Consider the following 15,677-nt stretch of genomic DNA (forward strand, 5'->3'; position numbering starts at 1 on the left):
GCCCTTTCGCGTCTCCTAGTCCTCGTCGCCCGGATTCACCGGGTCGAACGGGTCGCCGTCGGTCGGCGGCGACGCCGTCCCCGGGGTCGTCGGCGGCGTGATGGTCGGCGGTGACGTCGACGGGGTCGGGGGCGCCGAGGTGCTCGGCTCCTCCGTCGTCGGCGGCGCGGAAGACGACGGTTCCTCGGTCGTCGGCTCCTCGGTAGGCTCCTCGGTCTCCGACTGCGTGGGCGTCGGCGTCCAGGTGGGCTGGACGGCCGCGCCCTGCTGGGTGTCCAGGTTGAACTTGGTGACATCGCCCATGACGCCGAAGGTGTACGCCGCCCAGATCCGAGCCGGGAAATCGCCGCCGTTGATACGGGGCTCGCCGGCCGCCTTGTACATCGGGACCTGCTTGTAGGGGGGCTTGTTGTCCTCGCCGAACATCCCGACCGAGGTGACCAGGTTCGGCGTGTAGCCGGTGAACCAGGCCGACTTGTTGTTGTCGGACGTACCCGTCTTGCCCGCCACCTGCTGGCCGTCGCGGGCCGGATTGTTGCGTACGGACCCCTGCGCGGTGCCGTCGTCGACCACGCCGGTCAGCACCGAGGTCACCGAGTCGGCCGCCTCACGGCTGATGACCTGCTCGCCGATCGGGTCGGGCATGGTGACCTTCTGGTTCAGGTGCTCCGCCGACTTCACGAGGGACGGGGTGACCTTCTTGCCGTGGTTGTCGAGGGTCGCGTAGACCCCGGCCATCTGCAGGGGGCTCGCGCCCATGCTGCCCAGGGTCTGCGCGGGCACGGCCTCCATGTTCTCGGTGTCCATGCCGAGCTTGCCGGCGACGTCGACCACCTCGGACATGCCGACGTCGACGCCCATCTGCGCGAAGACGGAGTTGACGGACTTGTTCATCGCCGTCTGGACGCTGATGGGCCCGTAGTTCTGGTCGTCCTCGTTCTCGGGGGCGAAGCCGACCTTGCTGCCGTCCTCCATGACCGGGCGCTTGCTTGTGCCGTCGTAGACCGTGCGCGCGTTGATCGGCTCGCCGTCCTGCGTCTTCGCCTGCTCCTCCAGGGCGGCGGCCAGGATGACCGGCTTGAAGGTGGAGGCCGGCTGGTAGTCGGTGCGGGTGGCGTTGTTGGACCAGTGCTTGAAGTAGTCCTGGCCGCCGTACATCGCGACCACGGCGCCCGTCTTGGGGTTCACGGACGCGGCACCGGCCTGGACGTCCGCGTCGACCTCGCGCTTGTCGGGGTCGAGCTTGCTGTTCAGCTGCTGCCGGACGGACTTCTCCAGCGCGGCCTGCTTCTTCTTGTCGATGTTCAGCGTGATGGTCCAGCCGCCGGCGTTGACCAGCGCCTCGGCTTCTTTGCGGCTGCTCGCTTTGCCCTCGGCGACGAGCTGCTTCTCCAGGGTCGCGTTGGCCGAGTTGACCAGATAGCCCTTCTGGCCCTCCATGCCGGGGGCGGGCTTGGGCTCCTTGGGCACCGGGAACTTCATGCCGTCACGCTCGGACTGGCTCAGCCAGCCCTCCTCGACCATGTTCTTCAGGACGTAGTTCCAGCGCGCCTTGGCCATCTTCTTACCGCCCTCGGAGGCGACCGCCCAGTCGTACTGGCTCGGTGCCTGGAGCAGCGCGGCGAGGTAGGCGCCCTGCGCGACCGTGAGGTCCTCGGCGTCCTTGCGGTAGTAGGCCTGGGCGGCGGCCTGGATGCCGTAGGCGTTGCGGCCGTAGTAGCTGGTGTTGATGTAGCCGGCGAGGATGTAGTCCTTGGACTTCTCCCGGTCCAGCTTCAGCGAGATGACCAGTTCCTTCAGCTTGCGCGAGACGGTCTGTTCCTGCGTCAGGTAGTAGTTCTTGACGTACTGCTGGGTGATCGTCGAACCGCCCTGCGCGCCACGGCCGGAGAGCGTGTTCACCACGCCGCGGGCGGTGCCCTTGAGGTCGACGCCGGCGTCCTTGTAGAAGGTCTTGTTCTCGGCGGCGACGAAGGTCTTCCGGACTTCCTTGGGGACCCTGGACAGGTCGACGACCTCGCGGTTGACCTTGCCGTCGCGGGCCATGATCGAGCCGTCGCTGTACTTGTAGATGTTGCTCTGGCGCTTGGCGTCGGCGTTCCCCTCGGGGATGTCGATCACCATGTACAGCACGATGAAGGCGCCCATGCCGAGCAGGCACAGGCCGAAGAAGGTGCCGAGGATCTTCTTCCAGGTGAAGAGCCTGCGTATGCCGCTCTTCCCGGCAGGGGCCGACGAACGGTGGCCCTTGGGTGCCGCCCGGCGCCCGGCGCGCTGTCTGGCGCGTCTTTCTTCCGCTCGTCCCATGGGTCCGATCCGCTCCGCTTCGTTCATGTGTGCTCGTGTGTCACACAGGTTCGCCGCTCAGGTCAGCTCAGAAAGCTAACACCGGGAGATAAGAGATAGGGCTGCCGATCCGGCCCTTTGCGGGCGTGACAATCAGCACCCATCCCAACGGAACCGACGTTCGAGACACCCGAAGGGTTGCCAGGACACGATAAAGTGATATCACTTAGTTAGACGGACGCTATGCAGGATGGGTCCGCGAGAAGAACGGGGGATCACCCATGTCCACACACGACGCGCAGGTCACCGCCGATGTGCCCGAGATGCCGGCACCACGCGTACGGGAGTTCACCGCGCAGAGCATCGGCGGCGGGCTCGCCCTGTTCCTCGGGCTGCTCGGGCTGCTGGCCGGTGCCGGGCTGATCGCGACCGCCACGGCGGTGGACGGCTCCGGGGCGAAGGCCGGCCTGATCATCGGCGGCATCCTGGTCGCGCTCGCGGCGTTCCTGGCCATGTGCGGGCTGAACATGGTGGCGCCCGGCGAGGCCCGGGTCGTCCAGCTCTTCGGTCGCTACCGGGGGACGATCCGCGAGGACGGCCTGCGCTGGGTGAACCCGCTCACCTCGCGCACGAAGATCTCGACCCGCGTGCGCAACCACGAGACCGCCGTCCTGAAGGTCAACGACGCCTACGGCAACCCGATCGAGCTCGCCGCGGTCGTGGTGTGGCGGGTCGAGGACACCGCCCAGGCCACCTTCGAGGTGGACGACTACATCGAGTTCGTCTCCACCCAGACCGAGGCGGCCGTGCGGCACATCGCCATCGAGTACCCCTACGACGCACATGAGGAGGACGGCCTCTCGCTGCGCGGCAACGCCGAGGAGATCACCGAGAAGCTCGCCGTCGAACTCCACGCGCGCGTGGAGGCCGCCGGGGTGCAGATCATCGAGTCGCGCTTCACGCACCTCGCGTACGCCCCCGAGATCGCCTCGGCGATGCTCCAGCGGCAGCAGGCCGGCGCGGTCGTCGCGGCCCGGCGGCAGATCGTGGACGGAGCGGTCGGCATGGTGGAGGCCGCGATCGCCCGGATCTCCGAGCGGGACATCGTGGAGCTGGACTCCGAACGGAAGGCGGCCATGGTCTCCAACCTCATGGTGGTGCTGTGCGGGGACCGCGCCGCGCAGCCCGTCCTCAACACCGGGTCCCTCTACCAGTGACCGCACCGTCCGAGGGTCCGGGCCCGCAGCGCCGGCCGCAGCAGCAGCGCAAGCAGGTGCTGCTGCGGCTGGACCCGGCGGTGTACGAGGCGCTGGCCCGGTGGGCCGGGGACGAGCTGCGGTCGGCGAACGCCCAGATCGAGTTCCTGCTGCGGAAGGCGCTGGCCGAGACCGGGAGGCTGCCGCGGGAGACCGGGCCCATCCCCCGGCGCGGGCGGCCGCCCGGCACCTCGGCCCCCGAGCCCCCGCCTGGACCTCCGCCGGCCTGAGGCTGTTGCGCAACCGTGACAACAGCCCCCGACCTGCACGACCGCACCGCCCGCCATGGACTGCACACCCCGCGTATACATGCGGCGTATACACAGTATGTAGAGTGCTTGGCATGTCCATCGGTCACACTCTCCTGGGGCTCCTGGAGTCCGGCCCGCGCCACGGTTACGACCTGAAGCGGGCCTTCGACGAGAAGTTCGGTCACGACCGGCCGCTCCACTACGGCCAGGTCTACTCGACGATGTCCCGCCTGCTGAAGAACGGGCTCGTCGAGGTCGACGGCATCGAGGCGGGCGGCGGGCCCGAGCGCAAGCGGTACGCGATCACCGAGGCCGGCATCACCGACGTCGAGCGCTGGCTCGCGACGCCCGAGAAGCCGGAGCCGTACCTCCAGTCGACCCTCTACACCAAGGTCGTCCTCGCGCTGCTCACCCACCGCGACGCCTCCGACATCCTCGACACCCAGCGCTCCGAGCATCTGCGCAGCATGCGGATCCTCACCGACCGCAAGCGCAAGGGCGACCTGGCCGACCAGCTCATCTGCGACCACGCCCTGTTCCACCTGGAGGCCGACCTGCGCTGGCTGGAACTGACCGCGGCCCGTCTGGACAAGCTCCGTGAGGCGGTGGCCCGATGACCCATCCCGCTGGTTCGCTGCTCACCGCCCAGGACCTGCGCAAGGCGTACGGCCCGACCACCGCGCTCGACGGCGCCGAGTTCTCCATCCACCCGGGCGAGGTCGTCGCCGTGATGGGCCCCTCCGGCTCGGGCAAGTCGACGCTGCTGCACTGCCTCGCCGGGATCGTCACACCCGACTCGGGCTCGATCACGTACAACGGGCGCGAGGTGACCTCGATGAGCGATGCCGAGCGCAGTGCGCTGCGGCGCTCCGAGTTCGGGTTCGTGTTCCAGTTCGGCCAGCTCGTGCCGGAACTCACCTGCGTGGAGAACGTCGCGCTCCCGCTGCGGCTGAGCGGGTCCTCCCGCAAGGAGTCCGAGCGGACCGCGCTGGCGTGGATGGAGCGGCTCGAGGTCGACGACCTGCGCAAGAAGCGACCCGGCGAGGTCTCCGGCGGTCAGGGGCAGCGCGTCGCCGTCGCCCGTTCCCTGGTGACGAGCCCGCGGGTGATCTTCGCCGACGAGCCGACCGGCGCGCTCGACTCGCTCAACGGCGAGCGCGTGATGGAGCTGCTCACCGAGGCCGCCCGGTCCACCAACGCGGCCGTGGTGCTCGTCACGCACGAGGCGCGGGTCGCCGCCTACTCCGACCGCGAGATCGTCGTCCGCGACGGGAAGTCCCGGGACATGGAGCGCGTCGTATGAGCGCACGGCAGTGGGCCCGGGACCTGGCCATGGGCACCCGGTACGCCTTCGCCGGCGGACGCGAGGGATGGACCCGGGCACTGCTCACGGCCGTCGGCGTCGGGCTCGGCGTGGCGCTGCTGCTGCTCACCACCGCCATCCCGAACGCGCTGGCGGAGCGGGACCGGCGTGAGGAGGCGCGCAGCGACCACACCATCGGCCAGCAGGAGATACCGAAGGCCGACGACACGCTGATGGTCCTGGACGCGGACACCACGTTCCGGGACGTGTCCGTCCGCGGGCGGCTGCTGGAGCCGGAGGGCCCGCTGGCCCCGCTGCCGCCGGGAGTCGCCGAGTTCCCCGCGGCGGGCGAGATGGTCGTCTCCCCCGCGCTGAAGGAGCTGCTCGCCTCCGACGACGGCAGGCTGCTGCGGGAGCGGCTGGACTACCGCGTCGTGGGCACCATCGGCGAGCAGGGGCTCGTCGGCTCGCAGGAACTCGCCTACTTCGCGGGCGGCAAGGGGCTCGAGAAGCTGCTGGAGGGACCCGCCAGCGGGGCCCGGATCGACAGCTTCGGCAACCCGGACCTGGCGTCGTCCGACCCCTGGGACCCGGTGCTGCTCCTGCTGGTCCTGGTCGTCTTCGTGGTGCTGCTGATGCCGGTGGCCGTGTTCATCGCCGCGGCCGTGCGGTTCGGCGGTGAGCGGCGCGACCGCAGGCTGGCGGCGCTGCGACTGGTCGGCTCCGACAGCCGCATGACCCGGAGGATCGCCGCCGGTGAGGCGCTCGCCGGTTCCGTGCTGGGGCTCGTCCTGGGCACCGGGTTCTTCCTGATCGGACGCGAACTGGCGGCGACCGCCGAGGTGTTCCAGGTCAGCGTGTTCCCGAGCTATCTGAACCCCTCTCCCCTGCTGGCCGTCCTGGTCGCGCTGGCGGTGCCGGCGGCGGCGGTCCTGGTGACGATCCTCGCCCTGCGCGGGGTGGTCATCGAGCCGCTCGGCGTGGTGCGCTCGGCAAAGCCGACGCGGCGCCGGCTGTGGTGGCGGCTGCTGCTGCCGCTGGGCGGGCTCGCCCTGCTCGCCCCGATGGTCGGGCAGGGCGACGACGGCGGGAACTTCAACCAGTACCTCGTCGTCGGCGGCGTGATGCTCCTGCTGGTCGGCGTCACGGCGCTGCTCCCCTGGGTGGTGGAGAGGGTGGTGGCGCGGCTCGGCTCGGGCGGCATCGCCTGGCAGCTCGCCGTGCGCAGGCTCCAGTTGAGCAGTGGCACGGCGGCCCGGATGGTCAACGGCATCGCGGTGGCGGTGGCCGGGGCGATCGCCCTTCAGATGCTGTTCGCGGGTGTCGAGGGCCAGTACACCCAGGCGTCCCGGTACGACGTCTCCCGGGCCCAGATGAGCGTGCAGGTGCCGGACGGGGACGACCCCGCGGCCATCGCCGGGAAGTACCGCGACACCGAGGGCGTGCGGGGGCTCACCGCACTGTCCGATGTCTATCTCGGCGACCGGCGCGGCGAGTCGGAGTCCATGGCCCAGCTCACCGTGGCCGACTGCGCTTCGCTGCGCGAGGTGGCCACGCTCCCCTCCTGTCGCGACGGGGACGTCTTCGCCGTCAGGGGCTCGGAGTACGACAGCGCCAACGACCATCTGACCGAGCCCGGCACGACCTTGTGGGCCGACCCTCAGGACACCCTCCGCTCCGACGACGGCTGGGTCTCCTGGACCGTGCCGAAGGACATCCGGCAGGCCCAGCCCCGCGAGGACCCCACCGGGTACGAGCGCGGCGGCATCCTGGTCACGCCCGCCGCGCTGCCCGAGACGCTCGGGGCGGCCGCCTCCACGGAGATCTTCATCAGCCTGGACCTCTCCGTGCCGGACGCGTACGAACACGTGCGCAACACCGCCGCGCGGCTGGACCCGACGGTCGAGCCGATGACGTGGAGCGGCACCGAGAGCAACGAGCGCTACGCCACCATCCGCACGGGCCTGTCCGTCGGCGCCGCGTGTGTGCTGGCGCTGATCGGGGCGAGCCTGCTGGTCTCGCAGCTGGAGCAGTTGCGCGAACGCCGCAAGCTGCTGTCGTCGCTGGTCGCCTTCGGCACCCGGCGCCGCACGCTCAGCCTGTCGGTCCTGTGGCAGACGGCGATCCCGATCGGCCTCGGCCTGCTGCTCGCCGCGACGGTGGGGATCGCCCTGGGCGCGGTCCTGCTGCGCATGACGGACACGTCCGTCCGCGTGGACTGGCCGAGCGTGCTGTCGATGACCGGCATCGGCGCGGGGGTCGTCCTGGTGGTGACCCTGCTGAGCCTGCCGCCGCTGTGGAAGCTGATGAGGCCGGAGGGCCTGCGGACCGAGTAGGTCTCGAGCAGAGGTCTTTCGTACGAGCCGCTGTCCGTACGGATCGTCACGCGTCCTCGCCGACGACCCGTACGGACAGCGGCCGCAGTGCCTGTCGCAGGGCCGCCGCCAGTTCCTCGTACTCGGCGCCGCGTGCCGCGCCCGTGCGCATGGCCAGGGCGATCCGGCGGGTGGGGGCCGGGTCGGCGAAGTAGCCGGTGAGGAGCTGGTTGCTGCGGGAGGTCTCGACCGTGAGGGCGGTGCGCGGCAGCAGCGTGACTCCGAGTCCGCCGGCGACGAGCTGCACCAGCGTGGACAGCCCGGCGGCGGTCGTGGTGACGGGCACGTCGTCGCGGCCTGCCTCCCGGCAGATGTCGAGGGCCTGGTCGCGCAGGCAGTGTCCCTCGTCCAGGAGCAGCAGGTTCAGCTCGCGCAGCGCCTCGCGCGGAATGCCCTCGCGTCCGCCGAGCCGGTGGTCGAGCGGGGTGACGAGCACGAAGTCCTCGTCGAAGAGCGGCAGTTCGCTCACGCCCGGAACGCCGAGCGGCACCGCGAGCAGCAGCAGATCGAGCCGCCCGCTGGTGAGACCGTCGAGCAGGCTGGTGGTCTGCTCCTCGTGCACCTGGAGGTCGAGGTGCGGATACCGTTCATGGACGAGCCGCAGAACCGTGGGCAGCAGATAGGGCGCCACCGTCGGGATCACCCCGAGCCGCAGCACCCCGGTGAACGGGGCCCGCGCGGCATCGGCCTCCTCCATCAGCGCGCCCACCTCGCTCAGCACCGCCTTGGCCCGTACGGCGATCCGCTCGCCCTCGGGTGAGAGCAGCACCTTGCGCGTCGTACGCTCCAGGAGCGTCACTCCGAGTGTCTCCTCCAGCGCCGAGACGGCACCCGAGAGGGCGGGCTGGCTCATGCCGATCGCCCCGGCGGCGTCCCGGAAGTGCAGATGCTCGGCCACGGCCGCGAAGGCACGCAGCTGGGCGAGGCTGGGCTGCCTGCGCTTATTACCCACAGTCACTAATAACTACCTCCGATCAACCCGACCGAGTGTAGCTATTTCCGTAATCAATCGAGGCTGTGCCAACATCAACACAGTCCAACCCATGGGAAACACCCGCAATCCGGGTGTTTCTTCGCTGCAAGGAGAGTGTGTGCTCACCGTCGGTGACAAGTTCCCCGAGTTCGACCTGACCGCCTGTGTCTCGCTGGAGAAGGGCGCGGAGTTCGAGCAGATCAACCACAAGACCTACGAGGGTCAGTGGAAGGTCATCTTCGCCTGGCCCAAGGACTTCACCTTCGTGTGCCCGACCGAGATCGCCGCCTTCGGCAAGCTGAACGAGGAGTTCGCCGACCGCGACGCGCAGGTCCTCGGCTTCTCCGGCGACTCCGAGTTCGTCCACCACGCCTGGCGCAAGGACCACGACGACCTTCGTGACCTGCCCTTCCCGATGATGGCCGACTCCAAGCACGAGCTGATGCGCGACCTCGGCATCGAGGGCGAGGACGGCTTCGCCAAGCGCGCGGTGTTCATCGTGGACCAGAACAACGAGATCCAGTTCTCCATGGTGACCGCGGGTTCGGTCGGCCGTAACCCCAAGGAGGTCCTGCGGGTCCTCGACGCCCTGCAGACCGACGAGCTCTGCCCCTGCAACTGGAGCAAGGGCGACGAGACGCTCGACCCCGTCGCGCTGCTCTCCGGGGAGTGATCTGAGATGTCCCTCGACAACCTCAAGTCCGCGATACCGGACTACGCCAAGGACCTGAAGCTCAACCTGGGCTCGGTCATCGGCAACTCCGACCTGCCGGCCCAGCAGCTCTGGGGCACGGTGCTGGCCACGGCCATCGCCTCGCGCTCCCCGATCGTGCTGCGCGAGCTGGAGCCGGAGGCGAAGGCCAACCTGTCGCCGGAGGCCTACACGGCGGCGAAGGCCGCGGCCGCGGTGATGGCGATGAACAACGTCTTCTACCGCACGCGTCACCTGCTCTCGGACCACGAGTACGGCACCCTGCGCGCGGGCCTGCGGATGAACGTCATCGGCAACCCTGGCGTCGACAAGGTCGACTTCGAGCTCTGGTCCTTCGCGGTCTCCGCCATCAACGGCTGCGGCATGTGCCTCGACTCGCACGAGCAGGTCCTGCGCAAGGCCGGCATCGACCGCGACGTCATCCAGGAGTCCTTCAAGATCGCGTCCGTGATCCAGGCGGTCGGCGTGACGCTGGACGCCGAGGCGGTCCTGGCGGAGTAACTCCCCACCGCGGGCGATGAACCGCGGGCATTGCACCGCGGGCGATGAACCGCAGGGCCCCGTCCCCTGGGCATGGTGGACGGGGCCCTGTTTCATGCCGGCGTGGATGTGGCCGGGCTACTCCGACGGCGGGTCCGTGGCAGGCGGCGGCTCGGCGCTCACCGCCGTGGCACCCCGCGGCCGTACCGAATGCCGCAGCGCCGACCCCCGTGAATGCGCCCGCAGATACCCGGCCACCGTGTTCGTCACCGCGACCAGCGGCACGGCGACCACCGCACCGCCGATCCCGGCCACCATCCCCCCGCACGCGACGGACAGCACCACGGCCAGCGGATGCACCCGCACCGCCCGCCCGAGGATGAACGGCTGCAGGATGTGGCCCTCGATCTGCTGCACCGCGAGCACCACCACCAGCGTCATGACGGCCGTGAACACGCCCTGGGTGACCAGCGCGACCACCACGGCCAGCGCCCCGGACACCACGGCGCCGACCAGCGGGATGAACGCGAACAGGAAGATGAACACCGCCAGCGGCACGGCCATCGGCACATCGAGGAAGTAGATCCCCAGCCCGATGAAGATCGCGTCGATCAGCGCGACGATCACCGTGCCCCGCACATACGCCGTCAGCGTCCGCCACGCCGCCGGCCCGGCCCCGGCCACTCCCGGCCGCGCCGCCGCCGGGACCAGCTTCAGCGTCCACTCCCAGATCCGCTTGCCGTCGTAGAGCAGGAACAGGGTGGAGAAGACGGCCAGCAGGATCCCGGTCAGGGCTTCGACGACGACCGTCACGCCCTCCAGGCCCGCCGAGGTGATCTGGTCGGTGTTGGCGCCGACCGCCTCACGCAGGTTCGCCGCGATCTCGTTGATCTGCTTGTCCGTGACGTGGAAGGGGCTGTTCAGCAGCCAGTTCCGCAACTCGTCGATGCCGTCCTGGATCTGGCCCGAGAGATCGTCGATGTTCTCCATGACCTGCCAGGTCACGAACCAGCCGATCAGCCCCATGATGACGAAGCCGAGGATCGCGGTCAGCGCGGTGGCCGGCCCGCGCGGCACTCCGAGCCGCCGGAGCCTGCCCACGGTCGGGTGGAGCAGCGCGGTGATCAGCAAGGCGCTCACGAACGCCAGCACCACCAGTTGGACGGCGCTGATGATCCGCATCAGCACCCACAGGGTGCCCGCGAGGATGAGCAGCCGCCAGGCGGCCTCCGCCGCGACCCGCACGCCCCACGGCACGGCCAGCGCGGGATCGGGCCGGGCGGGAACGTCGGGCGCGTAGTCCGGGGGCGGCGGCACGTACTCGTCGGGCCCGGTCCTGGACTCGGCTTCGCCGCGCTCCCGTTCGGCCTCGGCGCGGCGCTCGTTCCACTGCTCGCTCATCTCGGTCAGTCCGGCGCCGAGCCGGCCGAGCCACCCTGGCACTCGCGACATGGTCCGACCGTACATGGCGCGAGCCCCGCACCGTACGACGGTGCGGGGCTCGTGCTGAGGATGACAGGGGCCCGAAGGCCGGGTGGCTCAGTACCAGTTGTTGGCCTGCCAGAACGACCAGGCGTCACACGGGCTGCCGTAGCGGTCGTTCATGTAGCCGAGGCCCCACTTGATCTGGGTGGCCGGGTTGGTCCGCCAGTCGGCACCGGCGGACGACATCTTGGTACCGGGCAGTGCCTGGAACATGCCGTAGGCCCCGGAGGAGGGGTTGACGGCCTTGTAGTTCCAGTCGGACTCGTGGTCCACGATGTTGCTGAAGCACTGGAACTGACCGGAGGGCACGATCTGCCGGGCCATCGCCTGGATCTGCGCGATCGTGTAGGAGCTCGAGACGGGGATGTCGGAGATGTCCTTGGAACGGCTGGCGGCCTTGTCGGCCTCCTCGCGCTCCTTGGCTTCCTTCGCCGCCTTCGCCGCCTTCTCGGCGGCCTCCTTCTTCGCGATGGCCGTGTCGGCGGCGGCCTTGCGGGCGGCCTCCTCGGCGTCCTTCTTCGCGCTCACGTCGGCGGCGATGGCCTGTACGTCGGCCTGCTGCGTCAGGGACGCGGTCTGCACCTGGGCCTGCTGACCCGAGGGGATGTCCGCGAGCAACGTGGTGCCGTTTGCCGTCGCTTCGGCGTCGTTGTTCTGCGCGGTGCTGCCCGAGGCAACGCCGACGACGCTTCCGACAGCGGTGACCGCCGTGGCCGAAGCCACTGCGAATCCCCGGACCGAGATCCGGCTCACACGGTTTCCTTCCAGCATCGCCCGCTTCGGTGACCCTCGCGGACGCAATCGTGCCCCTGGCACTGGCCTCCCCAACTACGGGTCACGGGAGGCACGGGCCCGGTGGGCAACTCCCTCGGGAGGGAGCGCCGCGTGGTGCGCGGGCGGCATACGACATCGCTATGCAGTTGATGCTGTTGCTTTTGTGGTGCCGTACCGCTGGGGGTACAGGTGTGTCGTATGCGGGGCCTGACAGGACTGAGACTCTGCCGTACCACGACGGGGCAAGGCAATTCTGTGCTGGGTGTGAAAGCTCACATCCCGTTTGATGCAGGAGATTCACGGAAACCCTCACGCGCGAAGGCGCCGCCCGGCTAGGCTCTTCGCCTTTTCGGACGGCGCCAACTACTGCGTAACCACCACCGCTTGGGGCGGGACGGTCAGATCTGCCCGTCTTCGAGCATTTCGGTCACAAGGGCAGCGATCTGGGACCTCTCGGACCGGTTCAGGGTCACGTGCGCGAAGAGCGGATGCCCCTTCAGCTTCTCCACGACGGCGACGACACCGTCGTAGCGGCCGACCCTGAGGTTGTCCCGCTGGGCCACGTCATGGGTGAGAACCACCCGTGAATTGGCCCCGATCCGGGACAGAACGGTAAGAAGCACATTCCTTTCCAGTGACTGCGCCTCGTCCACGATCACGAACGCGTCGTGCAGCGAGCGGCCCCGGATGTGGGTGAGCGGCAGGACCTCCAGCATCCCGCGCGCGGTGACCTCCTCGATGACCTCCCGGCTGGTGACCGCCGACAGCGTGTCGAACACGGCCTGCGCCCAGGGGCTCATCTTCTCCGCCTCGGAGCCGGGCAGATAGCCGAGCTCCTGCCCGCCCACCGCGTACAGCGGACGGAAGACCATCACCTTTTGGTGCTGACGGCGCTCCAGCACCGCCTCCAGACCCGCGCACAGCGCCAGCGCCGACTTTCCGGTGCCGGCCCGGCCGCCCATGGAGACGATCCCGACATCCGGATCGAGCAGCAGATCGAGCGCGATGCGCTGCTCGGCGCTGCGGCCCTTGATGCCGAACGCCTCCCGATCCCCGCGTACGACACGGATGTTGCCCTCGGGCGTGACCCGGCCGAGCGCCTTGCCGCGCTCGGACTGGATGGTCAGGCCCGTGTGCACCGGGAGTTCGGCGGCCTCGGGGACGTAGACGTGCCCCTCCTCGAAGAGGATGTCCACCTGCTCGCCCGGCAGGGTCAGTTCGGACATTCCGGTCCAGCCGGAGGAGTCCGTGATGGCGAGTTCGGCGCGGTACTCCTCGGCGAGGAGCCCCACGGACGACGCCTTGATCCTGAGCGGGAGGTCCTTCGACACGACGGTGACGTCGAACCCCTCGGCCTGCAGATTGCGGGCGACCGCGAGGATGCGGGAGTCGTTGTCCCCCAGGCGGTAGCCGCTGGGCAGCACGCTGGGGTCCGAGTGGTTGAGCTCGACACGGACGGTCCCGCCGAGATCCCCGATCGGGATCGGCGAATCCAGGCGCCCATGACGAATCCGGTAGTCGTCGAGCAGACGCAGGGCCTGCCGCGCGAAGTAGCCGAGTTCGGGATGGTGCCTCTTGGCCTCCAGTTCCGTCACCACGACGATGGGGAGCACGACCTCGTGCTCGTCGAAGCGGCTCAGGGCGTTGGGGTCGGCCAGCAGAACGCTGGTGTCGAGGACATAGGTGCGCCGGTCTGGCTTGTGGCGCTTTGTGCTGGTCACCACGGAAGGACGTACCCCCTCGGATGAGGTCGGGGAGCGACGGAGTGGAAGCTGGACCGGGAGGGGTGGGAAAAATCCCGACCGGTGCTCGGCCGCCCTGCGCGGGCCGAGGACCGGCCCTCCGCCTTCTTCGTCCGTGCTGTGACCGCACGATCGGGCTGGTGCAAAGGGCCTCCCGGGCGGACGGCCCCGTGCCGTCCGCTGAGATACGACACCCGTGATTCGGGCGTCGACCTGTCTGACTTATGCCCTCGAACGAGCGCCGCCATGCCACGGCATATGACGGCGAGCCGGTGAACTCCGTGTGACGCGCGTCTTCGGAGGGGTACCGGGAAGTGTTGCGACGTGCGGTGACCACGGTGCCCGGGCGGCGGCCGGGCACCGTTGGCCCTCCCGCGAAAAGTTCAGCGTTGTACGGCTCGGCCGCCCGAGCACCGGGGAGCGGGCCGCTGCGCACGCCCGCGCGGCGGGGGCGTCGGCGACCTACGGCAACGGCGCGACCGGCGACAACACGGCAGAGGCGGCGCGTGCCGGGCCCCGCGTCTGCGGCGCGATCCGGGCGAGCGGCGGGCTCTAGCCGCCGAAGCGCCGGTGGCGGGCGGCGTAGTCGCGCATGGCGCGGAGGAAGTCGACCTTGCGGAAGGCCGGCCAGAACACGTCGCAGAAGTAGTACTCGGAGTGCGCCGTCTGCCAGAGCATGAATCCGGACAGCCGCTGCTCGCCGCTGGTGCGGATCACCAGGTCGGGGTCGGGCTGGTCGCTCGTGTAGAGGTGACGCCCGATCATGTCGGTGTCGACGGCCTCGGCGAGCTCCTCCATCGAGGTGCCCTTCTCCTGCGCGTCGAGCAGCATGGAGCGCACGGCGTAGGCGATCTCCTGGCGGCCGCCGTAGCCGATGGCGACGTTGACCAGTATCCCGTCGACGTGCGCGGTGGTCTCCTCGGCTTCCTTCAGGACCGTCTGCATCCCGGAGGGCAGCAGGTCGGGGGTGCCCACGTGGTGCACACGCCAGCGGCCGTCGGCGGCCAGGGTGCGCACGACGTCCTCGATGATGCCGAGCAGCGGACCGAGCTCGTCCTGCGGCCGGTCGAAGTTGTCCGTCGACAGCAGCCAGAGGGTCACGACCTCGACGTCGGTCTCACTGCACCAGCCGAGGAACTCCTCGATCTTCCCGGCGCCGGCCCGGTGGCCGTCGACGGTGCTGGAACCGGCGGCCTTCGCCCAGCGCCGGTTGCCGTCCATGATGACGCCGATGTGCTTGGGCACCTGAGCGTGGTCCAGGTGACCTTCCACCCGGCGTGCGTACAGCCTGACCAGCAGGCCACGCAGCTTGTCGCGCAGGTTCACGTGATTGTCAGCCCCTCCGTAAGGATCGGACAGGCCGCGATGTGCGGCCCGGTCGTGGCCGCGGGCGGTCCCTGCCCGTGCGGCAGTCCCCGGAGGCGAAGCCTACCCCCGCTGTGCCCGCGGGCCGCCAACGGGTGCGGAGGGAAGGATTCCGGCCGATGCTCCGGCCCGCCCCGGCGCACAAAAAAATCGGGCCGGTCCGTGGGGGGGAGACGGACCGGCCCGAGGGGGGGTTTCCACCATAACCCTTCGTAAGTGATGCTGCGTGCATCGGCGTGCCACAACTACTCTCCGGAGCCACCCGGCGACGGGGCGATGCCCGCGGAAGCCCTCGTTCGTGGCTTGTTCTCGACGGAAAGACGGCCGATACGCAGCGAAATCGGGCACCCTCAGGCAAGATCCGGGGGATTTGCCACATCTTGAGACTCGCTCGGCGAGTTGTCCCCGGCGTCCCTCCGACGGGTGACCCGGCTGCGAACGCCGGCTTGACCCCGCGGCGGCCGCGCCGCCACCCCAACAGGGAGGCCCTGGCACCGCGCAGCCCCCTCCACTGCGCGGTACCGCCCGCGCAGCTTTGCTGACGCGAATTACCTTGGTCTGAACTTACGTGAGCGGCGGCACCGAAGGCGAGTCGCGAGCGATAACGATGTGAAAAACATCGACGGAAGTTGCGCAAGTGGAGTGAGTGAAAGGAGTGACGCACCAGCGAGGGCC

At 69.5% G+C, this 15,677-nt stretch carries 13 protein-coding genes; 7 read left to right on the plus strand and 6 right to left on the minus strand.

Going from position 1 to position 15,677, the window contains the following annotated elements; genetic code table 11:
• Positions 1 to 15: 15 nt before the first annotated feature.
• On the minus strand, positions 16 to 2,307 hold the full coding sequence (locus KJK29_RS12245) for a transglycosylase domain-containing protein (RefSeq protein WP_215118830.1): 2,292 nt from the start codon (positions 2,305 to 2,307) through the stop codon (positions 16 to 18).
• 260 nt (positions 2,308 to 2,567) lie between these two features.
• Between KJK29_RS12245 and KJK29_RS12250 the strand changes: the two genes are divergently transcribed.
• From KJK29_RS12250 to KJK29_RS12270, 5 genes are all read left to right on the plus strand, one after another.
• Positions 2,568 to 3,503: an SPFH domain-containing protein gene (locus tag KJK29_RS12250; protein ID WP_215118832.1), complete on the plus strand. Its 936-nt coding sequence runs from the start codon at positions 2,568 to 2,570 to the stop codon at positions 3,501 to 3,503.
• Positions 3,500 to 3,772: a hypothetical protein gene (locus tag KJK29_RS12255; RefSeq protein ID WP_215118834.1), complete on the plus strand. Its 273-nt coding sequence runs from the start codon at positions 3,500 to 3,502 to the stop codon at positions 3,770 to 3,772. The genes KJK29_RS12250 and KJK29_RS12255 overlap by 4 nt, the downstream gene beginning before the upstream one ends.
• Positions 3,773 to 3,885: 113 nt before the next feature.
• Positions 3,886 to 4,410 carry a PadR family transcriptional regulator gene (locus KJK29_RS12260; protein WP_215118836.1) on the plus strand — a complete coding sequence of 175 codons (525 nt, stop codon included), beginning with the start codon at positions 3,886 to 3,888 and terminating at the stop codon, positions 4,408 to 4,410.
• Positions 4,407 to 5,096, plus strand: coding sequence for an ABC transporter ATP-binding protein (locus KJK29_RS12265; protein ID WP_215118841.1), 690 nt, complete (start codon positions 4,407 to 4,409; stop codon positions 5,094 to 5,096). Before KJK29_RS12260 ends, KJK29_RS12265 begins: the two co-directional genes overlap by 4 nt.
• Positions 5,093 to 7,432 carry an ABC transporter permease gene (locus KJK29_RS12270; protein WP_215118842.1) on the plus strand — a complete coding sequence of 780 codons (2,340 nt, stop codon included), beginning with the start codon at positions 5,093 to 5,095 and terminating at the stop codon, positions 7,430 to 7,432. Before KJK29_RS12265 ends, KJK29_RS12270 begins: the two co-directional genes overlap by 4 nt.
• A 46-nt stretch (positions 7,433 to 7,478) precedes the next feature.
• Here the strand turns inward: KJK29_RS12270 and KJK29_RS12275 are convergent, their stop codons facing one another.
• Positions 7,479 to 8,429, minus strand: coding sequence for a LysR substrate-binding domain-containing protein (locus KJK29_RS12275; protein WP_215118844.1), 951 nt, complete (start codon positions 8,427 to 8,429; stop codon positions 7,479 to 7,481).
• Positions 8,430 to 8,562: 133 nt separating this feature from the next.
• On the opposite strand from KJK29_RS12275, the gene KJK29_RS12280 reads away from it, so the two are divergent.
• Both KJK29_RS12280 and KJK29_RS12285 read left to right on the plus strand, forming a co-directional pair.
• A complete protein-coding gene (locus tag KJK29_RS12280; RefSeq protein WP_184590931.1) occupies positions 8,563 to 9,117 on the plus strand; it encodes a peroxiredoxin in 555 nt (184 codons plus the stop codon).
• A gap of 6 nt (positions 9,118 to 9,123) precedes the next feature.
• Positions 9,124 to 9,657 carry an alkyl hydroperoxide reductase gene (locus tag KJK29_RS12285; RefSeq protein ID WP_215118847.1) on the plus strand — a complete coding sequence of 178 codons (534 nt, stop codon included), beginning with the start codon at positions 9,124 to 9,126 and terminating at the stop codon, positions 9,655 to 9,657.
• A 117-nt stretch (positions 9,658 to 9,774) separates the two neighbouring features.
• On the opposite strand, the gene KJK29_RS12290 is transcribed toward KJK29_RS12285, so the two are convergent.
• From KJK29_RS12290 to KJK29_RS12305, 4 genes are all read right to left on the minus strand, one after another.
• A complete protein-coding gene (locus KJK29_RS12290; protein ID WP_215118848.1) occupies positions 9,775 to 11,088 on the minus strand; it encodes an AI-2E family transporter in 1,314 nt (437 codons plus the stop codon).
• A gap of 87 nt (positions 11,089 to 11,175) precedes the next feature.
• Entirely contained in the window at positions 11,176 to 11,874 is a 699-nt protein-coding gene (locus KJK29_RS12295) for an aggregation-promoting factor C-terminal-like domain-containing protein (RefSeq protein ID WP_251057767.1), read from the minus strand.
• Between the two features lie 419 nt (positions 11,875 to 12,293).
• Entirely contained in the window at positions 12,294 to 13,619 is a 1,326-nt protein-coding gene (locus KJK29_RS12300) for a PhoH family protein (protein ID WP_215118852.1), read from the minus strand.
• Positions 13,620 to 14,189: 570 nt separating this feature from the next.
• Positions 14,190 to 14,963 carry an isoprenyl transferase gene (locus tag KJK29_RS12305; RefSeq protein WP_189722993.1) on the minus strand — a complete coding sequence of 258 codons (774 nt, stop codon included), beginning with the start codon at positions 14,961 to 14,963 and terminating at the stop codon, positions 14,190 to 14,192.
• Between the last annotated feature and the right edge of the window lie 714 nt (positions 14,964 to 15,677).

The organism is Streptomyces koelreuteriae (assembly GCF_018604545.1).
Lineage (GTDB): Bacteria > Actinomycetota > Actinomycetes > Streptomycetales > Streptomycetaceae > Streptomyces > Streptomyces koelreuteriae.